The sequence below is a fragment of the Dyadobacter sp. genome, assembly GCF_039919315.1.
Lineage (GTDB): Bacteria > Bacteroidota > Bacteroidia > Cytophagales > Spirosomataceae > Dyadobacter.
This window is the reverse complement of the sequence record NZ_JBDSFX010000051.1, coordinates 1-18179: the sequence shown is the minus strand read 5'-3', so window position 1 is coordinate 18179 and position 18179 is coordinate 1. Positions and strand designations below refer to the sequence as shown.

Annotated in this window: 17 protein-coding genes and 1 pseudogene; 15 read left to right on the top strand and 3 right to left on the bottom strand. The window is 46.0% G+C overall.

Annotated elements, in window-relative coordinates; translation table 11 throughout:
* Positions 1–67: 67 nt before the first annotated feature.
* From ABIO93_RS13830 to ABIO93_RS13820, 3 genes are read right to left on the bottom strand one after another with little or no spacing between them, the layout of a single operon-like run.
* A complete protein-coding gene (locus tag ABIO93_RS13830; RefSeq protein ID WP_348068561.1) occupies positions 68–2356 on the bottom strand; it encodes an ATP-binding protein in 2289 nt (762 codons plus the stop codon).
* Positions 2357–2372: 16 nt separating this feature from the next.
* Positions 2373–2978, bottom strand: a complete 606-nt coding sequence (locus ABIO93_RS13825; protein WP_348068559.1) for a biliverdin-producing heme oxygenase — start codon at positions 2976–2978, stop codon at positions 2373–2375.
* Between the two features lie 27 nt (positions 2979–3005).
* Positions 3006–3449, bottom strand: a complete 444-nt coding sequence (locus ABIO93_RS13820; RefSeq protein WP_348068557.1) for a response regulator — start codon at positions 3447–3449, stop codon at positions 3006–3008.
* Between the two features lie 156 nt (positions 3450–3605).
* Here ABIO93_RS13820 and ABIO93_RS13815 point away from each other — a divergent pair, with 156 nt between their 5' ends.
* The 15 genes and pseudogenes from ABIO93_RS13815 to ABIO93_RS13745 form a co-directional block, all read left to right on the top strand.
* Entirely contained in the window at positions 3606–4169 is a 564-nt protein-coding gene (locus ABIO93_RS13815; protein WP_348068555.1) for a DUF4142 domain-containing protein, read from the top strand.
* Positions 4170–4364: 195 nt separating this feature from the next.
* Positions 4365–5927, top strand: coding sequence for a sulfatase (locus ABIO93_RS13810; RefSeq protein ID WP_348068553.1), 1563 nt, complete (start codon positions 4365–4367; stop codon positions 5925–5927).
* Between the two features lie 16 nt (positions 5928–5943).
* Positions 5944–7401: an NAD(P)/FAD-dependent oxidoreductase gene (locus ABIO93_RS13805; RefSeq protein WP_348068551.1), complete on the top strand. Its 1458-nt coding sequence runs from the start codon at positions 5944–5946 to the stop codon at positions 7399–7401.
* Between the two features lie 11 nt (positions 7402–7412).
* A complete protein-coding gene (locus ABIO93_RS13800; RefSeq protein ID WP_348068549.1) occupies positions 7413–8501 on the top strand; it encodes a formylglycine-generating enzyme family protein in 1089 nt (362 codons plus the stop codon).
* A gap of 20 nt (positions 8502–8521) precedes the next feature.
* Positions 8522–9103 (top strand): alpha/beta hydrolase, encoded by a 582-nt coding sequence (locus ABIO93_RS13795; RefSeq protein WP_348068547.1) that lies wholly within the window; start codon positions 8522–8524, stop codon positions 9101–9103.
* A 79-nt stretch (positions 9104–9182) separates the two neighbouring features.
* Positions 9183–9794: a YceI family protein gene (locus ABIO93_RS13790; RefSeq protein WP_348068545.1), complete on the top strand. Its 612-nt coding sequence runs from the start codon at positions 9183–9185 to the stop codon at positions 9792–9794.
* Between the two features lie 100 nt (positions 9795–9894).
* Positions 9895–11049 carry a glycoside hydrolase family 130 protein gene (locus ABIO93_RS13785; RefSeq protein WP_348068543.1) on the top strand — a complete coding sequence of 385 codons (1155 nt, stop codon included), beginning with the start codon at positions 9895–9897 and terminating at the stop codon, positions 11047–11049.
* Between the two features lie 89 nt (positions 11050–11138).
* Entirely contained in the window at positions 11139–11684 is a 546-nt protein-coding gene (locus tag ABIO93_RS13780; protein WP_348068742.1) for a fasciclin domain-containing protein, read from the top strand.
* Between the two features lie 313 nt (positions 11685–11997).
* Positions 11998–12717, top strand: coding sequence for a DUF1080 domain-containing protein (locus ABIO93_RS13775; protein WP_348068740.1), 720 nt, complete (start codon positions 11998–12000; stop codon positions 12715–12717).
* A 98-nt stretch (positions 12718–12815) separates the two neighbouring features.
* Entirely contained in the window at positions 12816–13667 is an 852-nt protein-coding gene (locus tag ABIO93_RS13770; RefSeq protein ID WP_348068541.1) for a sugar phosphate isomerase/epimerase family protein, read from the top strand.
* Between the two features lie 100 nt (positions 13668–13767).
* On the top strand, positions 13768–14829 hold the full coding sequence (locus ABIO93_RS13765) for a ThuA domain-containing protein (protein ID WP_348068539.1): 1062 nt from the start codon (positions 13768–13770) through the stop codon (positions 14827–14829).
* Between the two features lie 39 nt (positions 14830–14868).
* On the top strand, positions 14869–15696 hold the full coding sequence (locus ABIO93_RS13760) for a sugar phosphate isomerase/epimerase family protein (protein WP_348068537.1): 828 nt from the start codon (positions 14869–14871) through the stop codon (positions 15694–15696).
* Between the two features lie 107 nt (positions 15697–15803).
* Entirely contained in the window at positions 15804–16607 is an 804-nt protein-coding gene (locus tag ABIO93_RS13755; protein ID WP_348068738.1) for an alpha/beta hydrolase, read from the top strand.
* A 58-nt stretch (positions 16608–16665) separates the two neighbouring features.
* Positions 16666–17742 carry an aldose 1-epimerase family protein gene (locus tag ABIO93_RS13750; protein WP_348068535.1) on the top strand — a complete coding sequence of 359 codons (1077 nt, stop codon included), beginning with the start codon at positions 16666–16668 and terminating at the stop codon, positions 17740–17742.
* A 111-nt stretch (positions 17743–17853) separates the two neighbouring features.
* Positions 17854–18179 (top strand): annotated as a pseudogene (locus tag ABIO93_RS13745) (hypothetical protein); the annotation flags it as partial.

The window sequence follows — 18179 nt, the reverse complement described above, 5'->3', positions numbered from 1 at the left end:
ATCCTCAGCAGGCTTCCGGGTGGAAGTTGGCTGAGGAACATTATACTCATTTTTTAAAATCAATGTCCTAATCAACAGGAAAGTAAATGCTGAACACTGAGCCTTTGTCCAGCTCGGAATGTGCCTGGATAAAGCCGTGATGGTTTTCCATGATCTTCTTACAGATCGCCAGGCCAATGCCTGTTCCGGGATATTTATGCGCAGGATGAAGCCTTTGAAAAACCTCGAAAATTCGGGTTTCATATTCCCTTTCGAAACCGATCCCATTATCCTCAAAACTAATCTTATAATAGGTTGTATGCCGCGAAGCTTTTTCACCCTTCACGTCCACGCCAGGCTCAACAGAGGCAGTGATGCGTATTTCAGGCTCTATGCCTGGTTTTGTGAATTTGATGGCGTTGTTAATGACGTTGACAAACAGCTGCTGAATTTGAAAAGGAATGATTTTAAGCACAGGCAGCTGCTCTTTTGTAATGTGGGTTTTGCTTTCTTCCATGTCGTCATGAAGCTCGTTAATGACGTTTTCGAGCAGGATGTTCAGATCAAAGATTTCAAAAACTTTCTCCATACTTCCGGCTTTTGAATATGCCAGGATATCCTCAATCAGCAGCTGCATTTTCTCAGCCGCCACTCGCATGCGGCCTACTGAGTCTTTTACCTGCGCCGATAAGTCGGGATCCTCGCGGTCCAATACTTTTGAAGCGAATATCTGGATTTTCCTCAGCGGCTCTTTCAAGTCATGCGTGCTGATCCAGTTCAGATTCGCCAACTCTTTATTGGCTGTTTTGAGTTCTTCGTTCAGTACCCGGTTTTTTTCCTCCTGTCTGCGGATCAGGTGAAAGTTAATGTGTTTTTGCAAGGCATAGGAGAAATTCGATGCTGCATTGATTTCTGACTTTTGCCACTGGCGGCTTTTGTTTTTCACGACCTCCATCCAAAGTTCAAATGACTTGCGTGGTGACAGCCTGAGACCTTCCTCATTGGTCAGTATTGCCTTGTGCGGATTACCTGCCCAGTTTATAGTCTCTATTTTTTCCAGCCTCAGCCAAATAACCCCGTCCCGATTTCCTGACGGCAGCGAATGGAAAATAACCCCGGCGGCATACTTTGCAATCGCTTGCGCTTCGGGATATATGTCAAAAAGCCTGTCGGTTTGAAAGTAGTGGGTGGGATATTTTTTTGCTAAAAAATCCATCAGGTGACTCAAAGCGTCGTCCTCCGGGCAAAATCCGTTTTTGTACAATACACCATTAGAAAACATGGCTACACCGGAAGCATTCGCAAGTTTCAACAGCTCGGGAATATGAAAGTGCGTTTTGATAAAGTCCTCATTCTCATGGAGCAACGCCAGCGACGAGAGCAATGCTTCTTCCACTTCCTGGGCTACTTCAAATTCCTCGGCCGTTTGCCGCACCGCTATTTGCGAAGTCAGGAAATGACCTTGCAGCAATGCAGAAAGCCGGGTATAATGCGGGAGTACCTTAGGTGAATAGTGGTGACAGGCGATCAGGCCCCATAGTTTCTGATTTTGAAGAAGCGATATGGTCAATGTCGCGCCCACACCCATGTTTTTCAGGTATTCGATATGCATCGGGGACACGCTGCGCAGTATTGAAAGACTTAGATCGAGTGACTTGTTGCTCTTTTCAATGCTATTATCAATGGTTAGCAAAGGTACTGGCGTGTAATTAATGTCGGCAATCATCCTCAGAGGATTCCGGATGTAGAGCTCCCTTGCCTGCACAGGGATGTCGGTATGTGGATATTTTTGGCCTGCGAAAGAATTTAGCTCTTCCGTTTTGCTCTCCGCAATGACCTCGCCATTGTATTCTTCATCAAACTGATAGATCATCACCCGGTCATAGCCAGTGATCGCTCGCGTTTCATTGGCAATCTCCTGGCATAGCTCGGTCAGATGACTGGATCTTTCCATACTTGACACGAATTTGCGCGTCTGATTATAAAGGTTCGGCAAGTTGAGCGTACCGTCGGGAAAAGGTTCGAATTCGAGGATCAGGTTCTCGCCGCTCTCATGCACCGTCGTATTGAATGACGTACCATTGACAACAAAGACAAATGGTTTTGCCGAGTCGATGACGTCCGCTTCTACATATACTTTGAAATTTTCGGCCTCGGATTCCGTGAAAATAGCGGCCAGGGATTTGCCCAACACCTGTTCAGGCGTGAGTCGTACGTAGTCAGCACTGTTTGCGCTGCAAAAGTCGATCAGGTAACTTTTTTTGGTGAGGCCTAACAAGAAGCCGTGTGGCTGAATACTTCCGGGAATGTGAATAGGTTCACTCTCGCAGTTTGTCAGATTGACAAGATCCCGGTTTACGATATCTTTAATGTTCATTGAGTTAACTATTCAATTACTGCCTGCTAAGCCAGTTATCTATCATTAAAAACGTTTTAATTGCACTTTCAATGATCTGCCCGCTGGCATCATTCTCTATCGCAAATTCTGAAAAGGCGGAGATGAATGATTTCCACAGCATTCCTGTTTGTGAGCCATATCCCCAAAAATAGGCAGCTCCTCTTTCAGAACTCAGGCCGAGTGTTTCATGCACGTGCTTGTATAAAATACGTCCACCCAAAGTAGAGCCTTCGAGCACATACATGATCCCGAGTGCTTCCGCAGGCGATGAAAATTCAAATTGATACACCGGCAAAGCGTCGATCTGAACATCAGAAAGGCCGGTAAATGATAGGTCTTCAATGATCTTACCGGATTTGTAACGATCCTGTAAATCAGGGACAATGTGGCTGATGGGTGGGAAAACCTGGTCTTCGCAGGTAATGGTCACCGCATATAGTGCGGTAAGGTAAGCCTGATAATCTGGTAAAGCTAATGTAGGACTTAATAATGCTTTTGAAAGCGTGTTATCTTCTAAATGTTGGTGGCTGGCCGCCGTTTCCTGTCTTAAATTTTTGATAAATAAATCCTGCTCGTTTTTGAAAACAGCCGTTTGACTCATAGCATGTTAATTGAAAACCTGTAAAGACTAGTTTCTGATCAAAAATTGTTCCACTCCCGGCGTATCATCACTTTCCAGCCTTCCAGCAATGCATTTTTCCAGAATTTCCACAAGGCCCGCAAAACTGGTAGGCTTTTGTATATACCGGCTCGCCCCGTTTTGATAAGCAGATTCCCACAGGTACTGAGCCACAGAAGTCGATAACATCACGATAGGAATATTTTCAAACCCACTCAGCTGCCTGATTTCTTCCAGACATTCCAGTCCGTTCTTCACTGGCATATTCATGTCCAGGAATATCATGTCAGGTTTGGTAGTTTCGGTGTGCATGATTTTCATCAGCTCCATACCGTTCTCAGACACAACGAGTTCGGTCTGTACCAGGACTTGTTGAAGTGCTTCCTGAAATAAAAATATATCGTCATCATCGTCCTCTGCGAGAAGGATCCGAAAAGGTGTCACTGGGTTCATTCGTTCTTAAAAGAAATAGAGGGGCGTTGTATCGGAGATCACTGCAATAATAAAGAAAAACCTTCGATCATCAATTTCCGGTAAAAATCAAAATCCTTTGCTGGCACGCTTTTTTAAAATTTAATTTTCATATGTCATAAAAAAATGAAATTAATTATGAAAAAGATAACATTAACATCGTTCGTGCTTGCATCAATGCTCGTATTTTCAGCTTGTAACAGCAATAAATCCGAAGACTCAAAAGAAGTTGCGGAAGAACAAAATGAGGAAAAACTGGATGATACCAAACTAGAAGATGATTCAGAATTCGCAGTAGCTGCGGCTGATGGTGGGATGATTGAGGTGCAACTGGGAGAACTGGCGCAAACCAATGCGGCGAGTGCTGACGTGAAAAAATTTGGAGCCACTATGGCTAAGGAGCATGGAATGGCTAACGACGAGCTCAAAGCCCTTGCCGGCCAAAAGAACATCACTTTACCAATGTCGCTGAGTGACGACAAACAAAAGAAATACGACGACCTTTCCAAAAAGAAAGGGGCCGAGTTTGATAAAGCATATCTATCCTACATGGTAGACGATCACAAGGAAGACATCAGCGAGTTTGAAGAGGCAGCTAAAGATGCCAAAGATCCTGACGTAAAATCATGGGCTGCGGGAAAAGTGCCAACCTTGAAGCACCATCTCGAAATGGCGGAAGCATTGCACGACGCTAAGAAATAAGTTTATTGATTGCAAACAAAAGCCGGAATCTGCCATGCAGGTTCCGGCTTTTGTTTTACGTTCCCTATGGTAAAAAGAACTGATCAATTTGTAATTTTAGCCTCGGTCAAAATGCTTTATCAAGTAATTCTGTGAAATGCTTGCTAAATCCTTTTGCATAAGTTTATTTTGTCTACCAATTATATAGAGTAATTCATGATTGTAATGCTAAACCTTTCCAAACGGCTGCTAAGTTGCCTGTTTTTCTTTTCACTCATTGTGTCGGGACGAGCGTTTGCCCAGCAGGGGCAGCGACCCAATATTATTTTTATTTTCTCCGACGACCACGCTTATCAGGGGATCGGGGCTTACGGAAATAAGATCGCCAAAACGCCGAACATCGATCGCATTGCCCGGGAAGGCGCATTACTCACAAACAATCTGGTAACAAACTCGATTTGCGGCCCCAGCCGGGCCACATTACTGACTGGAAAGTATAGCCATTTGAATGGGTACAAGCGAAACGACAATACGAAGTTCAATACTAACCAAACATTATTATCGGAAACGCTTCGTAAAAGTGGCTACCAGACTGCCTGGATCGGGAAAATGCATTTGAATAGTTTACCGGCTGGCTTCGATTACTGGAATGTATTGCCTGGTCAGGGAAGTTATTACAATCCAGATTTCGTTGGCCAGCCTAATGATACGACCCATTATACAGGATATGTTTCAGACCTGATCACGAAGTTTTCCACAGATTGGCTTGAAAAGCGGGATAATGCCAAGCCGTTTTTCCTCATAGTAGGGCATAAAGCTACCCACCGCGAGTGGCTACCGGATTTGCAGGACCTGGGTGCTTATGACGATGTGACGTTTCCTTTGCCTGCCAATTTTTATGATGATTACAAAGGCAGAACCGCAGCCAAACAGCAGGATATGACCATTGATAAGACAATGCGTTTGAAGCAAGACCTGAAAGTGGATGTGGATTATGAGAAAGATTTTACCTACAAACGACTGAACCCTGAGCAGAAAAAGGTTTTCAAAGCCTATTTTGACAAAGTCAATAAAGAGGTTGCCGACAAAAAACTGACCGGTAATGCATTGATAGAGTGGAAGTATCAGCGTTACCTGAGGGATTATTTTTCAACAGCTAATTCGCTGGACAGAAACATCGGAAAGCTGCTCGATTATCTGGATAAATCGGGATTATCTAAAAATACAGTAGTCATTTACGCATCGGATCAAGGGTTTTACCTGGGTGAGCACGGCTGGTTTGATAAAAGATTTATCTATGAGGAATCTCTGAAAACACCATTTGTGATCCGTTATCCGGGTGTGATCAAGCCAGGTACCAGAGTAAACGACCTGATCCTGAACATCGACTGGGCACCAACAGTACTGAACATTGCCGGAGCAAAAATCCCAGCGGACATTCAGGGGAAATCATTCCTGCCATTATTGAAGCCAGCAGCGACTGCTCAGATACCGTGGCGCAAGGAAGCATATTACCATTATTACGAATTCCCCGAGCCGCACCACGTGTTTCCGCATTTTGGATTGCGTACAAGCCGATATAAATTGGCGTATTTCTACGGTGGCGCTGATTCGTGGGAATTATATGACCTGGAAAAAGACCCGACGGAAGTGTCCAATGTATACGGCCAGCCGGGAACGGAAAAACTAACGGCAGACCTGAAAGGCAAGCTGAAAACTTTAATGGGCCTTTACAAAGACGATGAGGCATTGAAAATTCTGGCGACTGCTAAGAAATAATAACCGACATTGAAAAGTGTATAAAACAGAATACGATGCAGTAGTAGTAGGTTCCGGGCCGAATGGATTGGCAGCGGGGATCACCATGCAGCGGGCGGGGTTATCTGTTTTAATAATAGAGGGAAAGCCGACGGTGGGCGGGGGTATGCGCTCAGCAGAGTTGACATTACCAGGCTACGTTCACGACGTGTGTTCAGCAATTCATCCGATGGCATTGCTTTCACCGTTTTTTAAAGATTTGCCTTTAAATGGATTTGGATTGGAGTTTATCCAGCCAACATTAGCAGCAGCGCACCCGTTTGAGGACGGTACAGCAGCGATATTGAGCCAGTCCCTTACGCAAACGGCGGATAGCCTGGGTGATGACCGGAAGGCGTATCTGGATTTTATGGAGCCGCTGGTTCATGATATACCAAAGCTGCTACCCTCATTGCTGGGGCCGCTGGCCTGGCCGGAAAATCCGCTCGCGCTGGCAAAGTTTGGTTTGAAAGCGCTCCCCTCTTCATTGGGAAGCAGTAACCGTTTCAAAACGAAGGAGGCACGGGGACTTTGGGCAGGAATGGCGGCGCATGCGATACAGCCTTTGGAAAACCTGGCTACGTCTGCATTCGGGATTATGCTGATGGCAGCGGCACATTTGAATGGATGGCCCATACCAAAAGGCGGAAGTCAGTCCATTGCAAATGCTTTGGCGGCTTATTTCAAAACATTGGGTGGCGTCATAGAAACCAGATTTCCGGTACAGAATCTAAGTCAGCTGCCACCTTCGAAAGTGGTACTAATGGACGTTACCCCCCGGCAGTTACTGAACATTGCGGGAGACAGATTGAGTAGTTCATACCGTGGAAGATTGGAAAAATACCGGTACGGGTCAGGAATTTTCAAGATAGATTGGGCGCTGGACGATGTAATACCTTTCAAAGCGGAGGAATGTAAACAGGCCGGAACGGTACATTTAGGAAATACACTGGAAGAAATAGCGGATTACGAAAAGAGCATCGCAAAGGGAAAAGCAGCTGGAAAACCATTTGTATTGCTGGCCCAGCAAAGTGTTTTTGACAAAAGCCGCGCTCCCGAAGGAAAGCACACAGCTTGGGCATATTGCCACGTTCCCCACGGATCGCAGGAGGATATGACCGGCGCCATTGAAAGTCAGGTAGAACGTTTCGCACCCGGATTTCGCAACTTGATCATTGAAAAAAATACAATGAACACCAGTGAAATGGAGGCTTATAATCCAAATTACATTGGTGGCGATATCAATGGTGGCATACAGGATGTGTGGCAGCTTTATTCCAGGCCGGTTTTGAGTATTTCACCTTACCGCACGTCAGCTAGCAATGTGTACCTATGCTCGTCATCCACACCGCCGGGTGGAGGCGTGCACGGAATGTGCGGGTACCATGCGGCGAAGCAAGCGATGAAGGATGTTTTTAAAATGAATAATATTGATTCTTTGGCAGTACGAGTATAATAGATAAGGTTATGAGATTTTTTGGAAAAGATTTTTTGGGGATATATCTGATCGGATTCGCTGCGATAGCAAGTCTCGGGTGTGAGAAAAAGCAAACGGCTGAGGAGAGAAAAGCAGATAGCCTGGCACATTGCATTGCCGACGGCATTCCGTCCCGGGCAGCTGCGATTCAGAACGCAAGTTATGTAGCGCAAGGCAAAGGCGATACAAAAGGAATGATCTGGATCAACGGCGGCAAATTCCTGATGGGAGCCGACGAGTTTCCCGATTCGCGCCCAATGCACGAAATCGCTGTGAATGGATTCTACATTGACGAACATGAAGTAACTAATGCCGAATACGCGGAATTTGTAAAAGCAACCAACTACAAAACCGTTGCAGAACGACCATTAAATCCGGCAGATTATCCAGGCGTTCCGGCTGACAAGCTCGTACCGGGATCGGCGGTGTTCACGCCTACTCCAACGCGGGTTTCGCTCGATAATCCACTCCAATGGTGGAATTATGTAGCCGGAGCAAGCTGGGCGCATCCCGAAGGACCAACCAGTTCGACCAAGGGAAGAGAGAATTTTCCGGTAACCCAAGTTTCGTATGAAGATGCGGCGGCGTATGCCAAATGGGCCGGTAAGAGATTGCCAACCGAAGCCGAATGGGAGTTCGCGGCCCAGGGTGGAAAGGGAAATCATACCTACTACTGGGGCGACGAACTGAAACCCGGCAACAAATGGGTGGCCAACATTTACCAGGGAAGTTTTCCGGATAAAAACACCAAAGAAGACGGCTACCTGACAGCCGCTCCCATCAAATCGTTTCCTCCAAATCCTTTCGGATTGTACGATATGGACGGCAATGTGTGGGAATGGTGCGAAGACCTTTATCGTCCCGATTATTATCAGAAAAGCCCGAAGGATAATCCAAAAGGCCCTTCGAACAGCTACGATCCTGATGAGCCGGGAACCGTAAAAAAAGTGCAACGCGGCGGATCTTTCCTGTGTAGCGACGACTATTGCATTCGTTACAAAGCAGGAAGCCGTGGCAAGGGAGAAGTGACGAGCGGAAGTAATAATCTGGGTTTCAGATGTGTTAGAGATAAAAAGTAAGATTTAAGCAGCATAAAAATATGACAACCCACTTCCTGACCGTTCCTGGACTCGCAAGTTCAGGGCCGCAACATTGGCAGACCATTTGGGAGAATCAGTATCCGCATCTTTTTAGCAGGGTACAGCAGGAAAACTGGGACTGGCCGGTCAAAGTTGACTGGGTAGCACAGCTGGAAAAACAAATTAGCGAACTCAACGTTCCTACTGTGCTCGTTGCGCATAGTCTGGGATGTATCACGGTCGCACATTGGGCGCAGGAGCATTTTTCGGAATACATAAAAGGAGCATTACTTGTAGCACCAGCAGATGCCGAGCTGTCGAAAAGGTTGAATTTTGTAGTTGGTTTCAAGCCGATTCCTGTGCGGACGATGCCATTTAAAAGCATTGTGGTGGCCAGCACCAACGACATTTACGCCAGCATTCAACGTTCCAAAGTCTTTGCTGCAAACTGGGGCAGCGGCTTTGTTAATGTTGGACAAAAAGGACACATTAATGCGGTATCGGGGGTGGAAGATTGGCAGGAAGGGAAAAATATTCTCGGGGAACTTGGTTCGCTGAACCAGGTGGACCACGAAGCAACTAAGAGCTTAAAAATTACGTAACACAATTTTGAAGCCTTTTCAGATTCAACTTAGTATCTTACAAATAAATCTATTTTAACTCTAAACAATTGGAATGACTATGAAAAAAATGTTTGTTTTCGCGATAGCTGGTTTGCTATTCAATGTAGCTGCTATTGCTAATGGTCCTGATAAATCCAAAGCGGCCGATAAAACGCTGGCTGTTGATACAAAAAGCAGCACGGTAGTTTGGGGTGCAAAAAAAGTGACTGGCACGCATGCTGGCACAGTTGCGCTGGAAAGTGGAGCACTGATTGTTGACAATGACAAGTTAAAAGGAGGAAACTTTGTAGCTGACCTGAAATCACTTGTGGTAACGGATGTTACCGACAAAGACATGAATGGCAAATTGACCGGCCATTTGAAAAGTGATGATTTCTTCTCGGTTGAGAAACATCCACAGGCGAAACTGGTGATCACTTCGGTAACACCAAAAGGAGGCGACGCTTACGATGTGACAGGTAAATTGACTATCAAAGGCATTACAGAAGAAGTGAAATTTCCTGCAACTGTAAAATCGGATGCTAAGAAAGTGACTGCTAGTGCGAAAGTGAAGATCGATCGTACTAAATACGACATCAAATTCCGTTCATCTAATTTCTTTGAAAACCTTGGAGACAAGGCGATCGACAATGATTTTACTTTGGATGTAAATTTGGTTGCCAACAAATAAGCCGTTAAAACAATACCATTGCGAATCCGGTTTGACCTAGGTCAGGCCGGATTTTTTGTTGTTATATTTGAACCGGTATTCAATAACTTAAATAAAATATATGAAAAATTTTATTGCCGGACTGATCATTTTTGCCCAGATAGCGTCGGGAAATGTTTTCGGCCAGATAGAGAACAAGCTCCCAGACTGGACTTTTGGCGGTTTCGAGCGTCCTGCGAATGTCAATCCGGTGATTTCTCCCGACACCACTTCCACGTTTCTGTGCCCGATGAATAAAAGGCAGATCGACTGGGAATCCAATGATACATTCAATCCTGCTGCGACCATTAAAAATGGTAAAATCGTAGTGCTGTACCGCGCAGAGGACAAGGCAGGCCGGGCGATTGGAAAGCGTACTTCCAGGATCGGATACGCAGAAAGTACGGACGGCATTACTTTCAAAAGGAGAAAAGAACCCGTGCTGTATCCCGCCGAAGACAGCCAGAAAGCAATGGAATGGCCAGGAGGCTGCGAGGACCCGCGGGTAGCAGTGACCGAGGACGGATTATATGTCATTATTTACACACAATGGAACCAGGACAAAGCCAGATTGGGCATTGCCACATCCAGAGATTTATTGAAATGGGAGAAGCACGGCCCGGCTTTTACCAAAGCTTATGGTGGAAAATTCAATGAAATATGGTCCAAATCAGGATCGATACTGACGAAACTCGTAGGCGATAAGCAGGTGATTGCCAAAGTGAATGGTAAATACTGGCTTTATTTTGGGGAAGCCAATGTGAATGTTGCCACTTCCACGGATCTGGTGAACTGGGAGCCGGTGGTCGACAAAAGCGAAAATCTGGTGAACCTGATTTCGCCACGCAAAGGATATTTCGACAGTAACCTGACCGAATGCGGCCCACCTGCTATCATCACCGATAAAGGCATTGTACTGCTCTATAATGGTAAAAATGACAAAGGCGAGGACGGCGACAAACGTTTTACACCGAACAGCTACTGCGCAGGACAAGTACTGTTTGACAAGAACGATCCTACCAAAGTACTGGCCCGGCTGGACGTACCATTCTTCCGTCCAATGGAATCTTTCGAGAAAAGCGGGCAATACGTTGCTGGTACCGTTTTCATTGAAGGAATGGTTTATTTCAAAAAGAGATGGCTGCTGTACTACGGCTGCGCAGATTCCAGGGTGGGAGTAGCCGTTTATGATCCTAAAATGAAGGGCCCGGGAGACCCGCTTCCGGCTGCTCAATAAAATTGTTTTTGAATAAATAAATCTAAGAGAAGTACAACGGCGTATATCATGGCAAATTAACAAACTAAAATTTTTCTATGAAAACGTCGATGAAATTCAAGGGCATATTGGTGATTGCAATGATGACTGCATTCAGTGCATTTGCTCAAAAAGAAAAAACGGTAATGGTAGGTGGTGCAGAAATGTATCCTTCCAAAAATATTATTGAAAACGCAGTGAATTCCAAAGATCACACCACACTGGTAGCGGCTGTAAAAGCAGCAGGTCTGGTTGAAACATTGTCAGGAGCAGGTCCTTTTACAGTTTTTGCACCTGTGAATGCAGCTTTTGCAGCATTGCCAGCCGGAACGGTTGATAACCTGCTGAAACCAGAAAGCAAAGAAACCCTTACTGCAGTACTTACTTACCACGTGGTGGCAGGCAAAGTAGATTCCAAAGCAGTGATGCAAATGATCAAAGACGGTGGCGGCAAAGCAATGGCCAAAACTGTTCAGGGCGGCGAACTGACATTCTCTATGAAAGGAAAAGACCTGATCGTAACGGATGCAAAAGGTAATATGGGCAAGGTAACCACGGCTGACGTTTACCAGTCCAATGGAGTGATACATGTAATTGACAAAGTGTTGATGCCTTAATGGTAAGTGAAGTTGGTTGAGGAGAGTGGTTGTGACGGGCGGGAAAGCATTAGCTTTCCCGCTTTTTTGCTCAAGACTTACCAAGTCTTGGAGACTTGGCAAGTCTATACCTCCGAAAGCAGGTTAGTACAGGATAGTCCGGCAGATAATTTTAGGAATTTTTGGATATTATTTTCTTCTTTTTAAAGAGTAATATAACCAAAAGTTCCACTTGTTGTAAGGGGAATCAGTCGTTCAGAAGTCACTAAACCAATAAATGCAATCAAAAATGAATTCCAGATTTATCAGTGCCAGAGTTTTGCTGGCCGCCATTATGATCATTGGATGCCAGATCAGCGGCATCGCGCAAAAAAAAGAAAAAGGATTCGTTTCAATATTTGATGGCAAAACGCTGAAAGGCTGGGACGGCGATCCAAAGTACTGGCGGGTTGAAAACGGCAGCCTGGTAGGAGAGATCACACCGGAAACATTGTTGAAAACCAATTCATTTATCATCTGGCGCGGCGGAGAGCCGGGTGATTTCGAACTGAAAGGATCATTCAAAATTGCAGAGGCAGGTAACTCAGGAATCAATTACAGAAGCGAGCAGCTGACGGATGTTCCGTTTGCATTGAAAGGATATCAGGCAGACATTGACGGAAAAAAGAACTATACTGGCCAGAATTACGAGGAAAGAAAAAGAACAACCCTGGCTTATCGTGGTCAAAAAACGACCATTAAGGAATATACCGGAGATAAAACACCGGAAGCAGTGAGAAGCAATGTAAAAGCCAATGCATGGACAGGCTTTACAGTGACCGGCTCACTGGGAAGCTCCGATTCTTTGAAAACATTGATTAAAAGCGAAGACTGGAATACTTTTCATCTCGTAGTAAAAGGCAACCATTTACAACATTACATCAACGACGTACTGATGAGTGACGTGACTGATAATGATACCGTAAACGGCGCCAAAAAAGGATTGTTAGGCGTGCAGGTTCACGTTGGCCCGCCTATGAAAGTGGAATACAAAGACCTTAGGATCAAACAATAGTAAAGTGTTCTAACAGCGAAAAGCTAACAGCCAAAAGCTAATAGCTAAAAGCTAACAGCTCAAAGCTAACCGCTTTTCCCTAGCCAAAGCCAGTAACAATGAATAAAATTGGATTTAATGTGCTTGCCTGGACGGCAGCGGTCTCCGATGATGTTTTTCCGATCATTGACAGGCTAAAAACGATCGGGTATGATGGAGTAGAATTTTATCTGGGTTCGCAGGATGCCACCGCTTATCAGCGAATGGGGAACTATACCAAAGATCTTGGTCTGGAAACCACAGCGGTGATGACCCTCGGAAAGGACGATAATCCGGTGAGTGAATCCGCAGAGATCCGTCAGAAAGCGCTGGATAAGATCAAATGGGCTGTCGATCGTGCCCACGAACTAAACTCAAAAATTATTTGCGGACCCTTTCATTCGGCACATACCGTATTTGTGAACCGTCCTGCTGAGGAGCGCGAGTATGCACTCGCAGGAGAAGTTTTGAGTGCGGCTGCCGACTACGCGGCTCAGGCCAATATCGTGTTCGCTCTCGAAGCGCTTAACCGCTTTGAATGCTACCTCTGCAACACGATGGAGCAGCTGTTGAAGCTTGTTAAGGCAGCCGATCATCCCAATGTAAGGGCAATGTTCGACACGCACCATTCCAACATTGAGGAAAAGAAGTTCTCCACTGCATTGCAAACTATCGCTCCGGTGCTGGCGCACGTGCATATCAGCGAGAACGACCGCGGTACACCCGGCGACGGGCAGGTGCTGTGGGACGATGCATTTTCGTCACTAGCCGCTATCAAATACCAGGGATGGCTTACCATTGAAGCTTTTTCCAGAAACGACCCGGATTTCGCCAATGCGATTGGAGTATGGCGGGAATTTTCTGATCCGTGGGATATTGCCGAAAACGGTTACAAGTTTATCCGGGAAATGTCATTGAAGCATGGTTTGTAGGGACAGCGGCCGTCGCCCATGGGCTTTCGGTTTTTGTACTGTTTCAATATTATTATTACAACAAAGTCGACGGCCGACTGCTGAAAGCCGATTGCCAAACATGAAAGCCACCATATTTTCGATACTATTTTTCCTGGTCCTGGTTTGCCAGTCCAATGCGACAGACTTGTCGCCTAAGGAGGATGATGTTAGTAAGTACCGCGTCGTTTACAAAGGCGATAAAGGCCCGGGCGTAGGCAAAAACATTGTTTTTATCGCCACAGATCATGAGTACCGGGGGGAAGAGTCACTACCGGCGCTCGCCCGCATATTGGCGAAACGTTACGGGTTTACCTGCACGGTCGTGTACGCGCTCGACGAACAGGGTAACATCCTGCCCGGAGGTTCTAATCTGAAAGGCCTGGAAGTGCTGGACAAGGCCGACCTGCTGGTCATGTTCATGCGTTTTGCCCATTTCGAGGATAGAGAAATGCAGCACATTGACAAGTACATTAAAAGAGGAGGCCCTATCGTCGCTTTCAGAACATCTACCCATGCTTTTGAGATTAAAAATGATCCTAAATGGGAGCATTACAGCTGGGACTACAAAGGCCCTAAAACGGACTGGAAAGATGGATTCGGGGAATATGTACTGGGTGAAACCTGGGTCTCGCATTATGGTACCAACCACAAACAATCATCAAAACTGATCATTGAAAAACCGCAGGCTACGCATCCGATTATGCGAGGCGTAAAGGACATGTGGGTACAGTCGGGCGGGTATACTGCCGAGCCAAAAGGCACTGTACTGGCAAGGGGTGAAGTGCTGAATGGTATGACGGTAACTTCCGAGCCTGACAAAACAAAAGAACTACTTCCGGTAGCCTGGATAAAAGACTACCAGGTGGAATCAGGCAAAAAAGGCCGGGCATTCACCACTACTCATGGCGCTTCCGAAGACATTTTGAATGAAGGTTTCAGAAGAATGGTACTGAATGCAGCGTTCTGGGCGATGGGTATGGAAAAGAACATCAAGCCTGACAACGACATTGCATTTGTCGGTCCGTATAAGCCTACTACATTCAATTTCAGCGGCTACAAAGCCAATGTAAAACCCGCCGACCTAGCCGGATGGGATGCACTGATCATGCCCGGCGAAGTTGTGAAAAAGAAGTCCAAATGACCATTTAATGAATTGATTAACATAGTAACAGTATTTTAAATGTCACAAAATATTCCGTTTCGTTTTGGTTCCGAGGTTTACACCTGGTTTATGAGTAACAGCGGTCAAACGCACCAGGGGCGACTAGGCCACATGATCGAAGTCATCGCAAAAGCAGGTTTCACAGGCATTCAGCCGATTTTTACCTGGATGGGTGATTTGATAGATCCTGACAAGCTGGAAGCCAAGCTGAAAGAACAAGGAATAGAACTGGCTGCCCTGGCCCTGGCATTGGACTGGAATGAGGCGGAAGAAACAGAACGGGAGCGTGAGGTAGCCGATCATGCGATCCGGGTGCTCGAACGCTTTCCAGGAGCAGTTTTGAATACAGTTCAAATCCCTACCGGTCGTCATGATCTCGCCGAACGACAAAAGCGATTGATCAATATTGTCAATACAGTTTCCAAAAGGGCAGCAGATAAAGGTGTAGCATGCAGCTACCATCCCAATTCCCCCCACAGCTCCATTATCCGTACTGAGGAAGACTACAAAATAGTGCTTGAATCACTGGATTCATCGGTTACCGGCTGGACGCCGGATGTGGGCCACATTATCAACGGAGGTATGGACCCGCTCACCAAAATGAAGGAATATCAGTCGCTGATCAATCACGTGCATTTCAAAGATTGGGACGGCAACCCGGAATTTGCATTGATGGGTAAAGGAAAAGTAGATCTTTTGGGCGTAACGCAATGGCTGAAAGATATCAATTACAGTGGCTGGATCATTTGTGAGGATGAAGGAGAAGAAGCACGCGAAGATCCCGACTTTGTAACATTACACGACGGAAAATGGATTCAGCAAGACCTGATTCCAGCATTGAGGTAGACTTCGGCTGTCGGCCATCAAGGCAAACAATGGTCCCAGCGGGACCACCTGTTTATAGAAAAAAAGATACGAAAATGATTGTGCCCCGAAGGGGCTACCTGTTTATTATGCCCACGATCAAAACCAACGGAATTAACATGTACTATGAAGAACGCGGTTCAGGCGAGCCGCTTCTTCTGATTATGGGCATTACCGCTGCGGGAGCTGTCTGGAATGTACACGTTGCTGACTGGAAGCACCATTTTCGCTGCATTATCGGGGATAACCGGGGTGTGGGTGAGTCAGATAAGCCAGCAGGACCATACTCTTCGGAGCAAATGGCTGATGACTATGCCGGTCTGCTGGACTCATTGGGCTTGGACAATGTACGTGTGGTGGGTTGCTCCATGGGCAGTACGATCGCCCAGCAACTGGCGATCCGGCACCCGGATAAAGTGAAATCGCTCGTATTAATGTGTCCCTGGGCACGTTGCGACAATTATGCCAAGGCGCTTTTTCAGCATATCATGAATAGTAAGGCGCGGTTCAGGCCGGAAGAGTTCAGCTTGTACATTCAGCTGCTTATTTATTCCAAATCATCTTGGGACAATGAGGAAAAACATGCGGAAATGGAAACAGGCAGAAAGCAGGATGCCTTTAATCCTTACCCGCAACCATTGCACGGGCTGGAAGGCCAGGCAGCAGCTTGTATCAATCATAATGCACTGCCTGATCTTGGTAAAATAAACAAGCCGACATTGGTCATCGGAGGTAGAGAAGACATTTTTACACCGGTTTGGATGGCAGAGGAAGTAGCGAACGGTATCCCGGGCTCGGAGTTGTTTTTATACGAAAAGCTGGGACATGCGTTTCACTTTGAAAACACGGAAGATTTTAATGAAAGAGTAAGAAACTGGCTATTTACACATTAAAACAGGTCTGTTTATGCCTTTTTTAAGTTTAGATTATTAATTGGTTAAATAAAAAATAATGGAGCGTGCCGAAGCAATAAATCCCGACTGGGTCGATAAAGTATCCAATCATTTGCAATTGGGAGGAATAGAAACCTCGGTCATTGACAACGGAGCTGGAAGAGGCACAAGGATCGCCTGGATTAACACTGGTACCGGTTTGCGGTTCAAGGTAGTGATCGATAGGGCGATGGACATTGCAGACGCATTTTTTAATGAGCATAGTCTGGCGTGGCTGAGTCACGGCGGGATCACTAACCCACAGCCATTTTCGGACAAGGGTATTGACTGGTTAAGAACTTTTGGCGGCGGACTGCTCACTACCTGTGGACTGACCCACGTAGGTGGACCGGAATCGGATAGTTATGGAGACCGCGGCCTGCATGGATTGATCAGTAATACGCCAGCGGAAATTGTATCAGTTATTCAGCCGGATCCACGCGCTGGAAAGCTGGAAATGAGTATTACGGGCATTATTCGGGAAACAAAACCATTTGGTCCAAGTCTGGAATTGAGAAGAACAATCTCGGCCACATTGGGCGAGCCCGGTCTGCGCATTCATGATGAGGTGAGTAACAAAGCCAATACACCGTCGCCGCACATGCTGCTATATCATTTCAACTTCGGCTGGCCGCTGGTCGATGAAGGCACTGATATAGTATGGAACGGTAAATGGTTTCCGCGTCACGGTGAGGAGAATGCGAAGATTTTCAAAGAAGGGAGTAATTTCAAAAAATGCCCTGCGCCTTTGGAAAGTCATTTGGGTTCAGGAGAAGAGGTAGCATTGATTGATGTGGAGGCTAATATTTTTGGCGATAGTATCTGCGGTCTGCATAACTCCAAACTGGGGTTAGCCGTCGCATTGAAATTTAAAAAAGAGCAACTACCCTGGCTGGCCAACTGGCAGCATTGGGGAAAAGGAGAATACGTAACCGGTATTGAGCCCAGCACGCATCCATTGTCCGGTCAGGCGAAAGCTCGGGAAGATGGGACATTGATCTTTATCGAGCCCGGAGCATCGAAATCGTATGAGTTGGAATTGAATGTATTGACAGGTAAGGAAGCAATAGAAGAATTTATTTTGAATGTGTCATAATAGTTGTCACCCTGAGCGGAGTCGAAGGGAGAACAAGCGCACTTCGACTGCGCTCAGTGTGACAAGGCAAAAACGATTATTAACTAAACCAATTTTTTTAAAACAATAGCAATGGGACTTTCAAGTATAGCTGAAAAGGCATTAGAGCAGGGAAAAGGAATTTTACGTTTGGCACCGACCTGGGTACCGCGTTCATTTTGTGTTCCCGGCCGCAGGATCAAATTGCACCCGGACGACTATTACGTGTTGGGAGGCGTGCGTGGAGGTATTGACGAACGTTGGTTATCTTCTACAACACCTGCAAAAAATGGCCCCTTAACCGGTGAAAATGAGGGATTAAGTGCCATTGTATATGACGATGGAAATGGAGAGCAGCAAATATTGCTGAAAGATGCAGTGGACGAACTCAAAGGCGCGCTGATCGGCGACCGTCTGTG